Origin of the sequence: Nocardia sp. NPDC051833 (assembly GCF_040681225.1) — a bacterium.
In the GTDB taxonomy this organism is placed as follows: Bacteria; Actinomycetota; Actinomycetes; order Mycobacteriales; family Mycobacteriaceae; genus Nocardia.
Genome location: NZ_JBFAYK010000001.1, coordinates 985,125 through 999,424, shown reverse-complemented (window position 1 = coordinate 999,424; position 14,300 = coordinate 985,125). Strand labels below are relative to the sequence as shown.

The 14,300-nt window shown below is 68.5% G+C and carries 16 protein-coding genes and 1 tRNA gene; 11 read left to right on the top strand and 6 right to left on the bottom strand.

The annotated features are described in order from the left end of the window. Window positions 1–48 precede the first annotated feature (48 nt). Window positions 49–537, top strand: coding sequence for an NUDIX domain-containing protein (locus AB0L91_RS04550; RefSeq protein ID WP_365007249.1), 489 nt, complete (start codon window positions 49–51; stop codon window positions 535–537). Here AB0L91_RS04550 and AB0L91_RS04545 read toward each other — a convergent pair. The 4 genes from AB0L91_RS04545 to AB0L91_RS04530 form a co-directional block, all read right to left on the bottom strand. Further along, window positions 513–911, bottom strand: coding sequence for a VOC family protein (locus AB0L91_RS04545; RefSeq protein ID WP_365007248.1), 399 nt, complete (start codon window positions 909–911; stop codon window positions 513–515). The two genes, AB0L91_RS04550 and AB0L91_RS04545, sit on opposite strands and share 25 nt — an antisense overlap. 65 nt (window positions 912–976) lie before the next feature. Continuing rightward, window positions 977–1,390: an arsenate reductase ArsC gene (locus tag AB0L91_RS04540; RefSeq protein ID WP_365007247.1), complete on the bottom strand. Its 414-nt coding sequence runs from the start codon at window positions 1,388–1,390 to the stop codon at window positions 977–979. Window positions 1,391–1,513: 123 nt separating this feature from the next. Beyond that, on the bottom strand, window positions 1,514–2,815 hold the full coding sequence (locus tag AB0L91_RS04535) for a D-arabinono-1,4-lactone oxidase (protein WP_365007246.1): 1,302 nt from the start codon (window positions 2,813–2,815) through the stop codon (window positions 1,514–1,516). Window positions 2,816–2,875: 60 nt separating this feature from the next. Next, on the bottom strand, window positions 2,876–3,553 hold the full coding sequence (locus AB0L91_RS04530) for a helix-turn-helix domain-containing protein (RefSeq protein ID WP_365007245.1): 678 nt from the start codon (window positions 3,551–3,553) through the stop codon (window positions 2,876–2,878). 131 nt (window positions 3,554–3,684) lie between these two features. Here AB0L91_RS04530 and AB0L91_RS04525 point away from each other — a divergent pair, with 131 nt between their 5' ends. The 7 genes from AB0L91_RS04525 (at window position 3,685) to AB0L91_RS04495 (ending at window position 10,313) form a co-directional block, all read left to right on the top strand. Then, the gene (locus AB0L91_RS04525; protein WP_365007244.1) at window positions 3,685–5,184 is read left to right on the top strand and encodes an MFS transporter; all 1,500 of its coding nucleotides are present in this window, start codon (window positions 3,685–3,687) and stop codon (window positions 5,182–5,184) included. Window positions 5,185–5,391: 207 nt separating this feature from the next. Next, a complete protein-coding gene (crcB, locus tag AB0L91_RS04520; protein WP_365007243.1) occupies window positions 5,392–5,805 on the top strand; it encodes a fluoride efflux transporter CrcB in 414 nt (137 codons plus the stop codon). A gap of 63 nt (window positions 5,806–5,868) precedes the next feature. Next, entirely contained in the window at window positions 5,869–6,231 is a 363-nt protein-coding gene (crcB, locus tag AB0L91_RS04515; RefSeq protein ID WP_355282995.1) for a fluoride efflux transporter CrcB, read from the top strand. Between the two features lie 47 nt (window positions 6,232–6,278). Beyond that, window positions 6,279–7,916, top strand: a complete 1,638-nt coding sequence (gene pgm / locus AB0L91_RS04510) for a phosphoglucomutase (alpha-D-glucose-1,6-bisphosphate-dependent) (protein WP_355282992.1) — start codon at window positions 6,279–6,281, stop codon at window positions 7,914–7,916. Beyond that, window positions 7,913–9,247, top strand: a complete 1,335-nt coding sequence (locus tag AB0L91_RS04505) for an MFS transporter (RefSeq protein WP_365007242.1) — start codon at window positions 7,913–7,915, stop codon at window positions 9,245–9,247. The genes pgm and AB0L91_RS04505 overlap by 4 nt, the downstream gene beginning before the upstream one ends. A 70-nt stretch (window positions 9,248–9,317) precedes the next feature. Further along, window positions 9,318–10,058 carry a thioredoxin domain-containing protein gene (locus AB0L91_RS04500; protein WP_365007241.1) on the top strand — a complete coding sequence of 247 codons (741 nt, stop codon included), beginning with the start codon at window positions 9,318–9,320 and terminating at the stop codon, window positions 10,056–10,058. Between the two features lie 182 nt (window positions 10,059–10,240). Next, window positions 10,241–10,313: transfer RNA gene (locus tag AB0L91_RS04495), tRNA-Ala, on the top strand. 249 nt (window positions 10,314–10,562) lie between these two features. Here the strand turns inward: AB0L91_RS04495 and AB0L91_RS04490 are convergent. Further along, window positions 10,563–11,030 carry a hypothetical protein gene (locus tag AB0L91_RS04490; RefSeq protein ID WP_365007240.1) on the bottom strand — a complete coding sequence of 156 codons (468 nt, stop codon included), beginning with the start codon at window positions 11,028–11,030 and terminating at the stop codon, window positions 10,563–10,565. A 433-nt stretch (window positions 11,031–11,463) separates the two neighbouring features. After that, complete coding sequence (locus AB0L91_RS04485; protein ID WP_365007239.1) at window positions 11,464–12,201, bottom strand: histidine phosphatase family protein; 738 nt, start codon at window positions 12,199–12,201, stop codon at window positions 11,464–11,466. Window positions 12,202–12,443: 242 nt separating this feature from the next. Between AB0L91_RS04485 and AB0L91_RS04480 the strand changes: the two genes are divergently transcribed. From AB0L91_RS04480 to AB0L91_RS04470, 3 genes are all read left to right on the top strand, one after another. Further along, window positions 12,444–13,043: a Uma2 family endonuclease gene (locus AB0L91_RS04480; protein ID WP_365007238.1), complete on the top strand. Its 600-nt coding sequence runs from the start codon at window positions 12,444–12,446 to the stop codon at window positions 13,041–13,043. 66 nt (window positions 13,044–13,109) lie between these two features. Further along, on the top strand, window positions 13,110–13,490 hold the full coding sequence (locus AB0L91_RS04475; protein ID WP_365011179.1) for a DUF1801 domain-containing protein: 381 nt from the start codon (window positions 13,110–13,112) through the stop codon (window positions 13,488–13,490). Window positions 13,491–13,513: 23 nt separating this feature from the next. Next, window positions 13,514–14,221, top strand: a complete 708-nt coding sequence (locus AB0L91_RS04470; RefSeq protein ID WP_365007237.1) for a class I SAM-dependent methyltransferase — start codon at window positions 13,514–13,516, stop codon at window positions 14,219–14,221. Window positions 14,222–14,300 lie beyond the last annotated feature (79 nt).

Here is a 14,300-nt window from a genome sequence, read left to right as displayed (position 1 = left end):
CGTATGTGCCAGGCAAGTCCGAACCACCGACGAGAGGATGTGAACCCGATGATCGACGTATCCGTGTACTCCACGCTCCGTATCGAGGCCGAAAGAGACGAAGTCCGTCGACTTGTCGTCGGAGCGGTCGTCGTCCGCCACAACCGGGTGCTCATCCTCCGCCGCCGACGATCGGATTCGCTGAGTGGTCGCTGGGAGCTACCGAGTGGGGTCGTGCAGCCGGGGGAGTCGCTCGACGACGCGGTGGCGCGCGAGGTCTTCGAGGCGACCGGCCTGCGGGTCACCGAGGTCAGCGACTACCTGGGCGAATTCGACTACCTGTCCGGGCGCGGTGCCCGCACGCGGCAGTTCACCTTCGTCGTCGACGTCGCCGCCACCGGACCGGTGACGCTCACCGATCACGACACCCACCTGTGGACCAGGCTGACCGGCGAACCGCCGGTCAGCGACGAGGTCGGCGAGCTGCTCGGCCGCTATCAGCGGCGTCAGCGCGATCCCGGCGGCTGGTCGGCCTATTCGCTGGGCAGCGGGGCGTAGAGGTCGATGCCCTGGCCGTCGGGGTCGGCGAGCGTGGCGTAGCGCTGGCCCCAGACGGCGTCCCACGGCGCGAGTTCTCCGTGATAGCCGGCGTCGACGAGTTCGGCCCAGAGCTTGTCGACCTCGGCCGGGTCGGCGCAGCGGAACGCGATTCCGCTGCGTCCGTGCCCGGTCGGGGGTTGCCAGCCGGGGGTGAACGAGGCGATCACCTGTTCGGTGTCCAGGGCCAGGCGCAGGCCACCGCCGACCTGTGCTTCGGTGTGGCCCTCGGACTCGGCGCCCTCGGGGAACACGAGCCCCAGTTTGCGGTAGAAGGCCACCGAGGCGGCCATATCGGAGACGACGATCGAGACGACATCGAGCTGAGGAGTCATATCCGCAGCGTAGACACGGGCGTGTGGTGTCGTCTTGAACGAATCGGACGTCCGGGCCGCCGATCTCAGCGAGCGGGGACCGGCACCAGTTCGGCGATCAGATTGCCGATCAGGATCTGCAGGTGGTCGCGAATGCTGCGGACCACCTCGATCGGCTGCCCGGCCGGATCGGCGAGGACCCAGTCCCGGTAGCTGATCCCCGGGAAGTACGGACACACCTCGCCGCAGCCCATGGTGATCACCACATCCGACACCCCGACGGCGTCGTCGGTGAGCGGCTTGGGCCGTTCCCCGGCGATGTCGATGCCGATCTCGGCCATCACCGCGACGGCGGCCGGGTTCAGCTCGGCCGCCGGGTCGCTGCCCGCGGTCCGCACGTCGATCCGGTCGCCCGCCATCGCCCGTAGGAAACCCGCCGCCATCTGCGATCTACCCGCATTGTGGACGCAGACGAACAACACGCTGGGAGTGTGGGCCATGGTCGCCCTTTCGGCGCAGGGGCGAAGTGCTTGTGGCGCTTCGGGTATCACCGACCATCATTCCATCCGCACCGGTGGGTGTGGGGGCGACCGGCGACACTGTTGTCCGGCGGATGTCCGCCGTCAGCTCAGCGGCCCGAGCACCCGGTTCACGTAGTCGTTGGCGAAGACGCCGGTGGGATCGAAGCGGCGGCGCACCTCGGCGAACCGGTCCCATTCGGGGTAGCGGGGGCGCAGCGTCTCGGCGGTCTGGAAGTGCCGCTTGCCCCAGTGCGGCCTGCCCTGGTAGCGGTTGAACACCGCCTCGCAGGCGCGGAAGTACGGCTCCCACACCATGCCCTCGTACTGGTGCACGGCGATGTAGCAGGTCTCGCGCCCGCCCGCGGGGGACAGCAGCGCGTCGTCGGGGGCGACCCAGCGCACCTCGATCGGCATCGGGGTGCCGAATCGCTTTGTCACCTCGAGGATCTCGCCGATCGCGGCGCGCGCGTGCTCGCGCGGGATGGCGTATTCCATCTCGTTGAACTTCACCAGGCGGGGGGTCGCGAAGACGCGGTAGGACCGGTCGATCTTGCGATTGTTGCTGCCGGCCTTGGTCGCGAGCCGGTGGATCGCCGGGACCGTGGCGGGCACCCGCCTGCCCAGCTTGCACATGGTGTCGTAGAGGTGATTCGACAGCAGGACGTCGTTGAGCCAGGCGCCCGCCTTGCCGCGCGGCTGCTCGGGTTCGGTGCTGCGGTTGCTCGACTTGGTCATCGCCACATCGGCGTGCGCGAAGGCGAAGAACTCGAAATGGTCGCTGCCGTCGGCGAGTTCGTCGAGATTCGCGAGCACGTCGGCGATCGGTACCGGCCGCTCGACGAGGTCGAGCACGAACGAGGGCTCGAGCTGCAGGGTCACCGCGGTGACGATGCCCAGCGCGCCGATGCTGACCCGCGCCGCGCGCCAGCCGTCCGGATCGGTCTCCTCGTTGAGCTCGACCGTGGTGCCGTCGGCGCGCAGGATCTCCACCGAGTGCAGCGCGGCGGAGATGTTGCACAGCTTGGCGCCGGTGCCGTGGGTGCCGGTGGCGGTCGCGCCCGCGATGGTCTGGGTGTCGATATCGCCCAGGTTGGGGAAGGCCAGGCCGTGCGAGTGCAGCAGCGGGCTCGCCGCGTGCAGGGTCAATCCGGCTTCGACCCGGACGCGGCCGGTCGCGGTGTCGACGTCGAGCACCCGGTCCAGGCCGCCGAGATCGATCAGGGTGCCGTCGGTGAGGACGGCGTCGGTGAACGAATGGCCCGATCCCGCGACGCGCACGGTCCGGCCCGCGGCGGCGGACGCGGTGACGATCTCGGCCAGTTCTTCGACGCCGCGCGGTGCGGCGACGACGGCGGGTGAGCAGCGCTGCTCGCCCGCCCAGTTCACCCAGGAGCTGTTGGTCATGTGTCCAACTGTAAAGGATGGACTGTGACGCGCGCTACTGGTGCTGGGAAGAAGTACTGCTCAGCGGCGTCGGCCGAGGCAGCCCGCCGCCTTGGCGCGCTCGACCTCGTCATCGGTCAGCGGGGCGACGAGCAGGGGCCTGCGCGGCACGGCGTCGGTGCGGACGCCGTTGAGGGTGATGGCCATATAACGCTGCCACACTTCGGAATTCACCGGTCCGGCGAACTCGGCGAAGGAGTTCACCATGTGGATCAGGGCGAAGAAATCGGTGGTGGTGACATCGGGGTGCACGGCCCCCGCGTCGCGCGCGCGATCGATGATCGCGGTGACCGAGGGGCGGATCCGATCGCGCAGTTCGGCGAAGCGGGCCGGGTCTTCCTCGAGCTCGAGCATCACCTCGCCGAAACCGCGATTGGTCGCCAGGTGCCTGCACGCGTCTTCGAAGAACTCCACCAGGCCCAGCCAGGGATCGGGGTTGTTCATGGCGGCGTCGGCGGCGTCGGCGAAGTCGACCATGTGCTGGTCGAAGACCTCGGCGATCAATTCCTTCTTGTTCGCGAAGCGGCGGTAGACGGTGCCGACGCCCACGCCGGCGCGCTCGGCGACGTCGTCGAGGGTGATCTCCAGGCCGTGATCGGCGAACAGTTCACGCGCGGCAGCGACGATGCGGGCCTGATTGCGCGCGGCGTCGGCGCGCAGTCGGCGGGGTGGTGCGGCAGTCGTCGTGGCGTGATTCACAGGTACATCCTACCAATCGAGGGATTAAGTGGAGGTGGTTTCTCCGTTACTCTGGTAGCTTCGAATGAAGCGGAGGCGGTATCTCCGATTATGCCACTCGCCACCGACCCAGCCGACCTACAAGGGGAGTTATGACCACCACACTCGACATCGGGACGAAGGGTCCCGCGGCCGCGGATACCGGCCGCCGCGGGTCGCACGCCCTGCGCTGGTGGGTGCTTGCCGTCCTCGGCATCGCCCAGCTGATGGTCGTGCTGGACGCGACGATCGTGAACATCGCCCTGCCCGCGGCCCAGGCCGACCTCGGCTTCGGCGACGGTGACCGGCAGTGGGTCATCACCGGCTACGCCCTGGCCTTCGGCAGCCTGCTGCTGCTCGGCGGCAGGCTCAGCGACCTGTTCGGCAGGCGCAACACCTTCATCATCGGCCTGATCGGCTTCGCGGTGGCCTCGGCCATCGGTGGCGCGGCCACCAGCTTCGAGATGCTGGTCGCGGCCCGCGTCGGCCAGGGTGTCTTCGGCGCGCTGCTCGCGCCCGCCGCGCTCTCGCTGCTGACGGTCACCTTCACCGAACCCGGTGAGCGGGCCAAGGCCTTCGGCATCTTCGGCGCGGTCGCCGGTGCCGGTGGCGCCATCGGCCTGCTGCTCGGCGGCGCGCTCACCGAGTGGGCGTCGTGGCGCTGGGCGATGTACGTCAACCTGATCTTCGCCGCCGTCGCTCTGGTCGGCGCCGTGCTGCTGCTGGCCAAGCACACCTCGACCACCCGGCCCAAGCTGGACTGGCCAGGCACGATCGCCGTCACCGCCGCGCTGTTCGGCATCGTCTACGGCTTCTCGCAGGCCGAGTCCGAGGGCTGGACCGCGCCGTCCACGCTGGCCTTCCTGATCGGTGGCACGGTGTTGCTGGCCGCGTTCGCCTGGATCGAGACCCGGGTCGCGCATCCGCTGCTGCCGCTGCGCATCGTGGCCGACCGCACCCGTGGCGGGTCCTATCTGACCGTGTTCATCATGGGCATCGGGATGTTCGCGATCTTCCTGTTCCTGACCTACTACATGCAGCTGACCCTGGGCTACTCGCCGATCATGACCGGCGTCGCGTTCCTGCCGATGGTCGCGGGCATGGTGGCCTCCTCGACTACAGCGCCCTCGCTGCTGCTGCCGAAGGTCGGGCCGAAGGTCGTCATCAGCGGTGGCTTCCTGGTCGCCGCGGCGGGCATGCTGTGGCTGACCCGGATCGGTCTCGACACCGGCTACGCCACCCACATCCTGCCCGCGCTGATCCTGCTCGGCCTCGGCCTCGGTGGCGCGATGTCGGTGGCGTTCCAGGGCGCGACCGCCGGTGTGCACCACGACGACGCCGGTGTCGCCTCGGCGATGGTCAACACCAGCCAGCAGGTCGGCGGTTCCATCGGTACCGCGCTGCTGAGCACCATCGCGGCCTCGGCGATGACCGACTACGTGTCCTCGCACCAGCCCGGCCCGCTCACCATGGCGCAGGGCGCGATCGAGAGCTACACCACCAGCTTCTGGTGGGCGACAGCCACATTCGTGCTCGGTGCGATCGTGATCGGCCTGCTGATGCCGAACACGGTGCCCGCGCCGGCCGAAGGTGAGCCGGTGCTCGCGCACTGACCTGCCGGAAACGCCACGACGGCCCGGACCGAGATCGGTCCGGGCCGTCGTGTTTTCCGTGCCGCGGCGGGCTCCGCCGCGTGGGTGCTGGGAGTTTGCCCGCGGTCGTGCTCCCGCCGTCGTTGCGGGCCACCGCCCGTCCGGCTGTCGGTGCGTCTCGATACCATGAGCAACGACCACCATCGGATCGGCAGGGGAGGGCAGCGCATGGCATCGCGGCCCCCGGCGCTCGATCCGGCCGTCCTGGCGGCGATCTCGGTGGGCGGTGGCCTCGGGGCGACGGCGCGTTTCGGCGTCGCGCGGTGGTGGCCGGTGCGGCCGGGGGAGTTCCCGTGGTCGACGCTGACGGTCAACGTCGTCGGCTGCTTCGCGATCGGCGTGCTGATGGTGACGGTCACCGAACTGTGGGCGGCGCCGAAACTGGTGCGCCCGTTCCTGGGAATCGGTGTGCTGGGCGGGTTCACGACTTTCTCCACCTTCGGCCTCGAGCTTCGTAGACTGATCGACACCGGTGCGGTGGCCACGGCGGTGGCCTATCTCGGGCTGTCGATGCTCGCCGGGCTCGGTGCTGTCGTCGTGGCCATGGCCACGACGAGGTGGGTGGCGGGGCGGACCACATGAATCCGACGACGGAAGGTGCCATCCGATGATCGAGATGTGGGCGCTGGCACGGGGAGGACGGGCATGACGACGGCACTCGTACTGGCGGGCGGGATGCTCGGCGCACCGGCGCGTTACCTGGTCGATCGCTCGGTCTCCGCGCGCTTTCCCACCGGGCTGCCGTGGGGGACGCTAGCCGTTAACATTGTCGGTTCGGCGCTGCTCGGTGGTCTGATCGGCGCGAGTGCGGGCAGTACGCTGCTGGCCTTCGCGGGGACCGGCTTCTGTGGTGCGCTGACCACGTTCAGCACGTTCGGTTACGAGACGATCCGTCTGGTGACCGAGGGCGCCTACGTGTACGCCGTGGGCAATGTCGTGATCAGCGTCGCGGCGAGCCTGGCCGCGGTGTACGCCGCCGCGTCCCTCACCCAGTGGTTGTGCGCATGATCCTCATGACCAGCCGCGCGCAGCCGACACGGAAGGGAACACCCACCATGGCCCACGATCGCGCCGGACGGCCCGCCCGCCCGACCGACCTGGTGGACATCGCCCACCTGGTCACCGCGTACTACAGCCGCGTGCCCGATCCGGCCGAACCGAGTCAGCAGGTCGTGTTCGGCACCTCGGGACACCGCGGCTCGAGCGAGGATTGCGCGTTCAACGAGGCGCACATCATGGCGATAACCCAGGCGATCGTCGAATACCGCGCCACCCGCGGCATCACCGGCCCGGTCTACCTCGCGCGCGACACCCACGCGCTGAGCGAGCCCGCCTGGACCACCGCGCTCGAGGTGCTCGCGGGCAACGACGTCACCGCGGTGGTCGACGCGCGCGACCGCTACACCCCGACCCCGGCGCTGAGTCACGCTGTGCTGCGGCACAACCGGGGCGGCACCAAGCACCAGGCCGACGGCATCGTGGTCACCCCGTCGCACAACCCGCCGCGCGACGGCGGCTTCAAGTACAACCCGCCGCACGGCGGCCCGGCCGACACCAAGGCCACCGACGCCATCGCCGCGCGCGCCAACGAGTTGCTGCGCGGCGGCCTGGCCGGGGTCAAGCGCGTGTCGCTGACCCAGGCGCTGAGCACCCACGTCGAGCGCTACGACTACCTCGACCACTACGTCGCCGACCTGCCGAACGCGCTGAACCTGGACGCGATCCGCGGCGCGGGCATCCGGATGGGCGCCGACCCGATGGGCGGCGCGAGCGTCGACTACTGGGAGGAGATCGGGCAGCGGTTCGATCTCGAGCTCGAGGTCGTCAACCCGTTCGTCGACCCGACCTGGCGCTTCATGACCCTCGACAGCGACGGGCAGATCCGGATGGACCCGTCCTCCCGGCACGCCATGGCGGCACTGGTCGGCATCAAGGACGACTACGACATCTCCACCGGCAACGACGCCGACGCCGACCGGCACGGCATCGTCACCCCCGACGGTGGCCTGATGAACCCCAACCACTTCCTGGCGGTGGCGATCGAGTACCTGGTCGCCAACCGGATGTGGTGGGACGCGCTGACCAAGATCGGCAAGACGGTGGTGAGCTCGTCGATGATCGACCGGGTCGTCAACGTGCTCGGCCGTGACGTCTACGAGGTGCCGGTCGGGTTCAAGTGGTTCGTGCCCGGATTGTTCAGCGGCAGCCTGGCATTCGGTGGCGAGGAGAGCGCGGGCGCGTCCTTCCTGCGGATGGACGGCACCGTGTGGACCACCGACAAGGACGGCATCCTGCTGGCGCTGCTGGCCGCCGAGATCGCCGCCGTCACCGGGCAGACCCCGTCGGCCCGCTACGGCGAGCTCGAACGCCAGTACGGCAGTCCCGCCTACGCGCGCATCGACGCCGCGGCCACCGGCCCGCAGAAGGCCAAACTCGCCGCGCTGACCCCGGACGCCATCACCGGCACCGAGATCGCGGGCGAGGAGATCACCGGCATCCTCACCACCGCGCGCGGCAACGGCGCGTCGCTGGGCGGGCTCAAGGTCACCACCGAGAACGCCTGGTTCGCGGCCCGCCCCTCCGGCACCGAGGACAAGTACAAGATCTACGCCGAGTCGTTCCTCGGCGCCGAGCACCTGACCCAGGTGCAGGCCGCCGCCGAGGAGATGGTGACCCAGGCGCTGAGCGAGTGAGCGCACCCGCCAAGGTCCGGCTACCCGCCGAGATCTGGGTCCTGATCGCGGCGGCGTTCGTCATCGCGCTCGGTTTCGGGCTGGTCGCCCCGGTGCTGCCGCAGTACGCGCGCGAGTTCGGCGTCGGCATCGCGGCGGCGTCGGCGATCGTCAGCGCGTTCGCGTTGATGCGGTTGCTCTTCGCGCCCGCCAGCGGGCGGCTGGTGCAGAAGCTGGGCGAGCGGCGGGTGTACCTGGCCGGCATCGTGATCGTCGCGCTGTCGACTGGCGCGTGCGCGCTGGCGCAGACGTATTGGCAACTGCTGGTGCTGCGTTCGCTCGGCGGTGTCGGGTCGACGATGTTCACGGTGTCGTCGATGGCGCTGATCATCCGGGTCTCGCCGCCCGCCGCGCGCGGCCGGGTCTCGGGGGTGTACTCGACCAGCTTCCTGATCGGCTCGCTGCTCGGTCCGCTGGTCGGCGGCGGGCTGGCCGGGCTCGGGCTGCGCGCGCCGTTCCTGATCTACGCCGCCGCGCTGCTGATCGTGTGCCTCATCGTGTTCCTCGGCCTGCGCGAGTCCCCGGTGCTGGCGGCCGAGGAGGGCGCGGCCGGTCCGGCGTTCACCTTCCGGCACGCGTGGTCCGAGCCCGCCTACCGGGCGATCCTGCTGTCGAGTTTCGCCGGTGGCTGTGCCGTGTTCGGCGTGCGGATGGCGTTCGTGCCGCTGCTGGTCGTAGAGATCCTGCACCAGGAATCGGGCATGGCCGGCGTGGCGCTGACGGTCTTCGCGGCGGGCAACGCCGCCGTGCTGTTCGTCTCGGGCCGGCTGTCGGACCGATTCGGGCGCAAACCCTTCCTGATCGCCGGGTCGGCGATCTGCGCGCTCGGCACCGGCGTGCTGGGCTACGCCCCCTCGCTGCCCTGGTTCCTGGCCGCGTCGTTCGTGGCCGGGGTCGGGTCCGGCATGTTCAGCCCGGCCCAGCAGGCGGCACTGGCCGACGTGATCGGCAACCGCGCCCGGGGCGGCCCGGTGCTTGCGGCGTTCCAGATGGCCGCGGACCTGGGCACGGTGCTCGGGCCGATCGGGATCGGCTGGATCGCCGAGCACACCTCGTTCGGGGTCGGCATGGCGGTCACCGGTGGTGTGCTCGCGGTCTCGGCGACGGTCTGGCTGCTGACGCCCGAACCGTCGCGCATCCGGCACCCCGAGGACCCGGAACATCCCGATCACGCGGGCGACGGCATCGACCCGCAGTGCACCTGCGACGGCTGTCCCGACGGTGTGCCGGTCGTGCGCGCGGGCCTCGTCCCGCCGCGCAAGCCGCTCGACGCCGACACACCGACTCGATAGATCCCCACGTCAGCGGCATAATCGACCGCCCAGACGGCGCGTCTTCGGACACTCGAGGCATTGTGGACGGGTGAGCAGCGCCGGTTCCCAGCACAATCCACGTCCCGTTTCCAGCAACACCACCTACGCCTTGGCCGCGGTGGCAGTCGTGGTGATCGGGCTCCTCGTGTTCGCCGCGTTCAAGTGGACCAAGCAGGCGCCCACCGAGGTGCGCAACGACGGCTACGGCGCGGTGCGCGAGGCCGCCGTGCAGGCCACGGCCACGCCGGAGGGTGTCATCCGCCTGGGCAAGCCCGACGCGACGAAGACCGTCGACATCTTCGAAGACCCCATCTGCCCCGCCTGCGGCGCGATGGAGACGACCTTCGGCCAGGAACTCGCCCAGAAGATCGACGAGGGCAAGCTGGCGGTGAACTACCACTTCGTGACGTTCCTGGACACCCAGTCCAAGAGCAAGGACTACTCCACCCGCGCGTTTGCCGCGAATCTCTGCGTCGCCCAGACCGGTTCGGGCCCCACCTACAGCAAGTTCCACGAGGCCCTGTTCACCACCAAACAGCCCGAGGAGGGCGGCGACGACCTGAGCAACCCGGCCCTGGCCACCCTGGCCATCGAATCCGGCGCCCCCGAGTCGGTCGGCCCGTGCATCACCAACGGCACCCAGCTCGACGCCGCCCGCGCCGCCGCCAAGAAGAACCTCGACGACCTCGACGCCCGCACCGGCAACAAGGCCGCCACCCCCGCCATCTACGACGGCACCACCAAGATCGACTGGACCGACCCGAACTGGGTCGTGAACCTCGCCCCCTGACACCCCCGCGTGAGGTTCGGCACATTCTACTCCGCCCCCACCCTCCCCGCCCCCCACGCAAGCCACACCCGCCCCGCCCGAAACCCCACTTTTTCGCCCTCTACCAGCCGATTTGTTGTCGCCGAGATGCATGGTGTAACTTCATTCAGGCAGCAGCGAGAGCGGCTGAAACAAAAGAACACGGGGCTATGGCGCAGCTGGTAGCGCACCACACTGGCAGTGTGGGGGTCAGGGGTTCGAGTCCCCTTAGCTCCACCCAAATAGCAGGTCAGGCCCGGACTTAGTCCGGGCCTGACCTGTTTGTATCTGGCCCGCGTTACCCCCGTTTGGTCCTGCTTCCCGTCGACACGGCTTGGGCCGTCGGCGGGTCGGGCTTGTTGGTTCAGATCAGGCCGAGCCCTAACGCTAAGTCGCCTCGAGGCTACGACCCGCAGGTCGACGCGAGGCCCGAACCTCGAGTTGGCCGAGTGTCACTGCTTCGGCGCGAATCATCCGACGCGTTGGTCAGGCATCCCGCATCGCGGCCAGAGCTGCACGTGCGGCTATGACCACCATCGGCCACTCTGAATCGCCGAGGTATGTGGCATCCGGTACGTTTCCCAGTCGGCCAATCATGGGACCGAGCACCCGGTCCAACTCGATCAGTCGGTCGACCTCTGGTCCATCGACGAGCACGGTGCCGATCCTGCTGCGAGGGTCAGGGACGACGACGCAGTCGTCGTACAAGATACTGACGTTCACGTCCAAGTCGTCGTAGAAATTCTCTTGCGGGAATTCGTGATTTATCCAGACTCGCCTTTGATAGTCCGGATCGGCGAGCGCTTCGAGTGCATCTATCACGGACTTGCGCATCTCGGGATATTGAACATCGGTCATGGTTGATTCCAACTCCTCCACGCCAGCCATTCGCTCAATGACGAGCTGGTCCAGCTCGTCGATGTCGAACGTGAAGTCGCGTGCGTCGTCGGCCATCACGTGTTCAGTTCCAGTAGGTCAAGCGAACTCAGTCCGTTGATCAGAGAATCCGCGACTTGCTGGATGTAGACACCGGCATCGGTTACCTCGCTTGGACCCATCGCGAGATCTGTTCCGGGCATACCTGATTCAGTCGACACGCGAGCCCCCTCCTCGATGTATCGAGACCAACGTAGCGACGTTCCGGCGCGGAAGGCAACAGCAAAAGTGGCGGCGCTCGTGGCCCTTGTAGCAGCGCCGCCCATCTCAGTCGTAGCGCGTGGGGGCGCTGTAATGCTCTGTTGCTGAACATGATTCGCTGGATCGGCCGCCAGTCGATCCGGTCATCCGGTGCGTCTCGGGCCGAGTTGGCACGACAGCGGGATCGCGGCCGGTTTTCGGCGCGATCCCGCTGCTGTTCGCCGGACTGTCGTCGGCGGGGGTCTCCGGGTCAGGAGACGGAATGGCCGTCCCAGGAGACGAGCTTCCAGCCCTTCGCGGGGCTGCCCTTCACGACAACCCGGCCGGTGTTGTGCAGGGGGTCGGTCTGCAGCTTGCTCGGGTCCGGGTTCTCGACGGACATGAGCGCCCAGAACATGATGGCGCCACCGTGGGAGAAGATCACGGCCCGCTTGTCGCCGCGGTTCTGGACGTCCCGGATGGAGTCGTCCATGCGCTTCTTGAACTCGTGGCCGTTCAGGGAACCCGGGATGCGGGCGTCGAGGTTGCCCTGAATCCACTGGATCGGGGCGGCGAGGTAGCCCTCGCGCGCCTCCGCCTCCGGGGTGCCCTCGTAGATGCCGGCCTCGATCTCGTGGAAGCCTTCCTCCACGACGGTGGGCTGATTGCATCGCTGTGCGGTCGGCGCGGCGGTCTGCTGGGTGCGCACCATCGTCGACGCGTAGATGCCGTCGAACTTGCAGTCGCTCAGGAATTCGGCCACCGCTACGGCCTGGTCCCGGCCCTTGGCGGTCAGGTCGGGCCCCGGCACCGAGGTGTCGATCAGGCCGGAGGTATTGCCCGCGGACTGGGCGTGGCGGACGAAGGTGAGGAACATTTCACCGGTGTCGCCGAACGAGCTGCCGGCGTTCGGCGCGGCGACGGCGGTACCGCTGCCGGCGGCGATGAGGGCCCCTACCGCGATGATCGATCCGAGGATCGCGGACGGACGGGATTTCAGCAGACGCATTGAGACTCCTTCGTGGCTATGCGTGTGAGCCAGGACACTAGGGTCAGCTCGGCACCGCTCCTCGACGCTCTCCCGATGACCGGGACAACACTCCCGCGTCCCTTGCCTACGCCCGCCCGGTGTGTCTCGCGTGAGGCCACGCACCAGCGTCGCCGCACCGGCGAGCCCGCGAGGATCTCGCCGACCGGCATGATTCGCCGTGGTCGGTCGGTCCCGCGTCGATGCCTGCAATGATCGGCGGTATGAGTACCCCCGATCAGCATCGTGAGCAGCGACTGACCGTTGAGGCCTTCCTGGACGGCGCCACGGACGATTGGGATGACATCGAGATCGTCGACGGCCGGGTTGTGCGGATGATGGCGCAGAGTCCGCTGCACAGCCGGGTTGTGCGGCGGCTCGCGGGATTGCTGGAGGCGGGTCGACGTGCCGGTGGCCCCGGCATGATCGTGGATTCCGATGTCGCGGCACGATTCGCTGATGCCGATTCGTCGGCAGCCGACCGGCGGCTGAATATTCGCTATCCCGATGTTTGGATCCGCGATTGCGAGCCCTACGACGTCAACTCTGTGCGGGATCACCTTCTGCTCGTCGTCGAGGTGACTTCGGAATCGACCATCGACGCAGACATCACCGACAAACGGATCCAGTACGCGGCTGCGGGAATCCCGCGCTACCTCATCGTCAGGCTCGATCAGAAGGAGGAGCGGATCGAGGAGATCGAGGAGTATCGCCTCGATTGGTCCGGACGGCGCTACCGAGCACACACCGTCCATCGCAGAGTTCTCCTGCTCGACGAACCGGTCGAGGTGACTATTCCGTTCGACATGCTCGAGCAGGCCTGACCGGGATTTCCCGGTGGTCGGGGGATACTCGGGGTTCAGGCGTGACGACGACGAGAGCGACCGGTGATGACTGTGACGGGTGATCAGGGTTCGGCTGGGCGGCGGATCGATGAGCGGATCGCGGAGTTGGGGGATTGGCGGGGGGAGGTGCTGGCGCGGATTCGGGAGTTGGTGCACGAGGCGGATCCGGGGATCGTCGAGGAGTGGAAGTGGCGTGGGGTGCCGGTGTGGTACCACGACGGGATGGTGTGTACGGGGGAGACGTACAAGGAGATCGTGAAGGTCACCTTCGCCAAGGGGGCTCGGTTGCCCGATCCGCGTGGGGTTTTCAACTCCGGGCTGGAGGGGAACACGCGGCGGGTGATCGATCTGCGGGAGGGGGACGCGCTCGATGAAGTGGGGTTCAAGGAACTCGTGCGGGCGGCGGTCGAGCTGAACGAGGGATAGGCGGGAATCGGCAGAATGGTGGGGTGACCACGGAATCCGCACCCCGCCTGCTCGATGACGCCGCGCTGGAACTGTCGTCGGTGGTGGCGAACAACGCGATGAATCGCGGGCGCGGGCTGTCGGGGGTCAACAGCTATGCCAGGGAACTCGGCTTCGATCCCTACCGGCGGTTGGCGCAGCGGCTGCGCGCCGATCCCGACGCCACGGTTACCTGGATCGATGTCTGCTGTGGGGAGGGACGGGCGCTGCTCGAGGCGGAAGAGAGGTTCGCTCAAGAGTTTCCGTCGGCCGATGTCACGCTGATCGGGATCGACCTCGTCGGCTTCTTCCGAGCCCGGCCGCGCACCGATCGCCTGCGGCTGATCACCACTTCGGCCACGACCTGGACCCCGGACCGCCCCGCCGACCTGGTCACCTGTGTCCACGGCCTGCACTACATCGGCGACAAACTCGCCGTGCTCACCGCCATGGCGGGCTGGGTCGTACCCGGTGGCCGGTGTGCCGCCGACTTCGATCCCGAAGAGATCTGTCGCGCCGACGGATCCGCGGCCGGGCCCGCCGTCCTCGCGGCCCTGCGCGCGAGCGGGATGACCTTCGACCGGCGCACGCACCGGCTGCGCGGTGAGGGGCCGCGCTCACCCCGCTTCCCCGCGACCTACCTGGGCGCCGACGACACCGCGGGACCGGGATATACCGGGCAGCCGTCGGTCCGGTCGTACTACGCCTGGTGACGGTGAGACGTCGGCTCGCCCAACAGGAGCCGTCGAAGTGCGGCCGGCATCGAGGTTGGGTCGGCGTCCGGGGGAACTC

Excerpts from the sequence above, each read along its gene's own strand:
- crcB (WP_365007243.1), top strand. The coding sequence starts at position 5,392 with ATGGCATCGCGGCCCCCGGCGCTCGATCCGGCCGTCCTGGCGGCGATC.
- AB0L91_RS04475 (WP_365011179.1), top strand. The coding sequence starts at position 13,110 with ATGACTGTGACGGGTGATCAGGGTTCGGCTGGGCGGCGGATCGATGAG.
- AB0L91_RS04525 (WP_365007244.1), top strand. The coding sequence starts at position 3,685 with ATGACCACCACACTCGACATCGGGACGAAGGGTCCCGCGGCCGCGGAT.
- crcB (WP_355282995.1), top strand. The coding sequence starts at position 5,869 with ATGACGACGGCACTCGTACTGGCGGGCGGGATGCTCGGCGCACCGGCG.
- AB0L91_RS04545 (WP_365007248.1), bottom strand. The coding sequence starts at position 911 with ATGACTCCTCAGCTCGATGTCGTCTCGATCGTCGTCTCCGATATGGCC.
- AB0L91_RS04535 (WP_365007246.1), bottom strand. The coding sequence starts at position 2,815 with ATGACCAACAGCTCCTGGGTGAACTGGGCGGGCGAGCAGCGCTGCTCA.
- AB0L91_RS04485 (WP_365007239.1), bottom strand. The coding sequence starts at position 12,201 with ATGCGTCTGCTGAAATCCCGTCCGTCCGCGATCCTCGGATCGATCATC.
- AB0L91_RS04480 (WP_365007238.1), top strand. The coding sequence starts at position 12,444 with ATGAGTACCCCCGATCAGCATCGTGAGCAGCGACTGACCGTTGAGGCC.
- pgm (WP_355282992.1), top strand. The coding sequence starts at position 6,279 with ATGGCCCACGATCGCGCCGGACGGCCCGCCCGCCCGACCGACCTGGTG.
- AB0L91_RS04540 (WP_365007247.1), bottom strand. The coding sequence starts at position 1,390 with ATGGCCCACACTCCCAGCGTGTTGTTCGTCTGCGTCCACAATGCGGGT.
- AB0L91_RS04550 (WP_365007249.1), top strand. The coding sequence starts at position 49 with ATGATCGACGTATCCGTGTACTCCACGCTCCGTATCGAGGCCGAAAGA.
- AB0L91_RS04490 (WP_365007240.1), bottom strand. The coding sequence starts at position 11,030 with ATGGCCGACGACGCACGCGACTTCACGTTCGACATCGACGAGCTGGAC.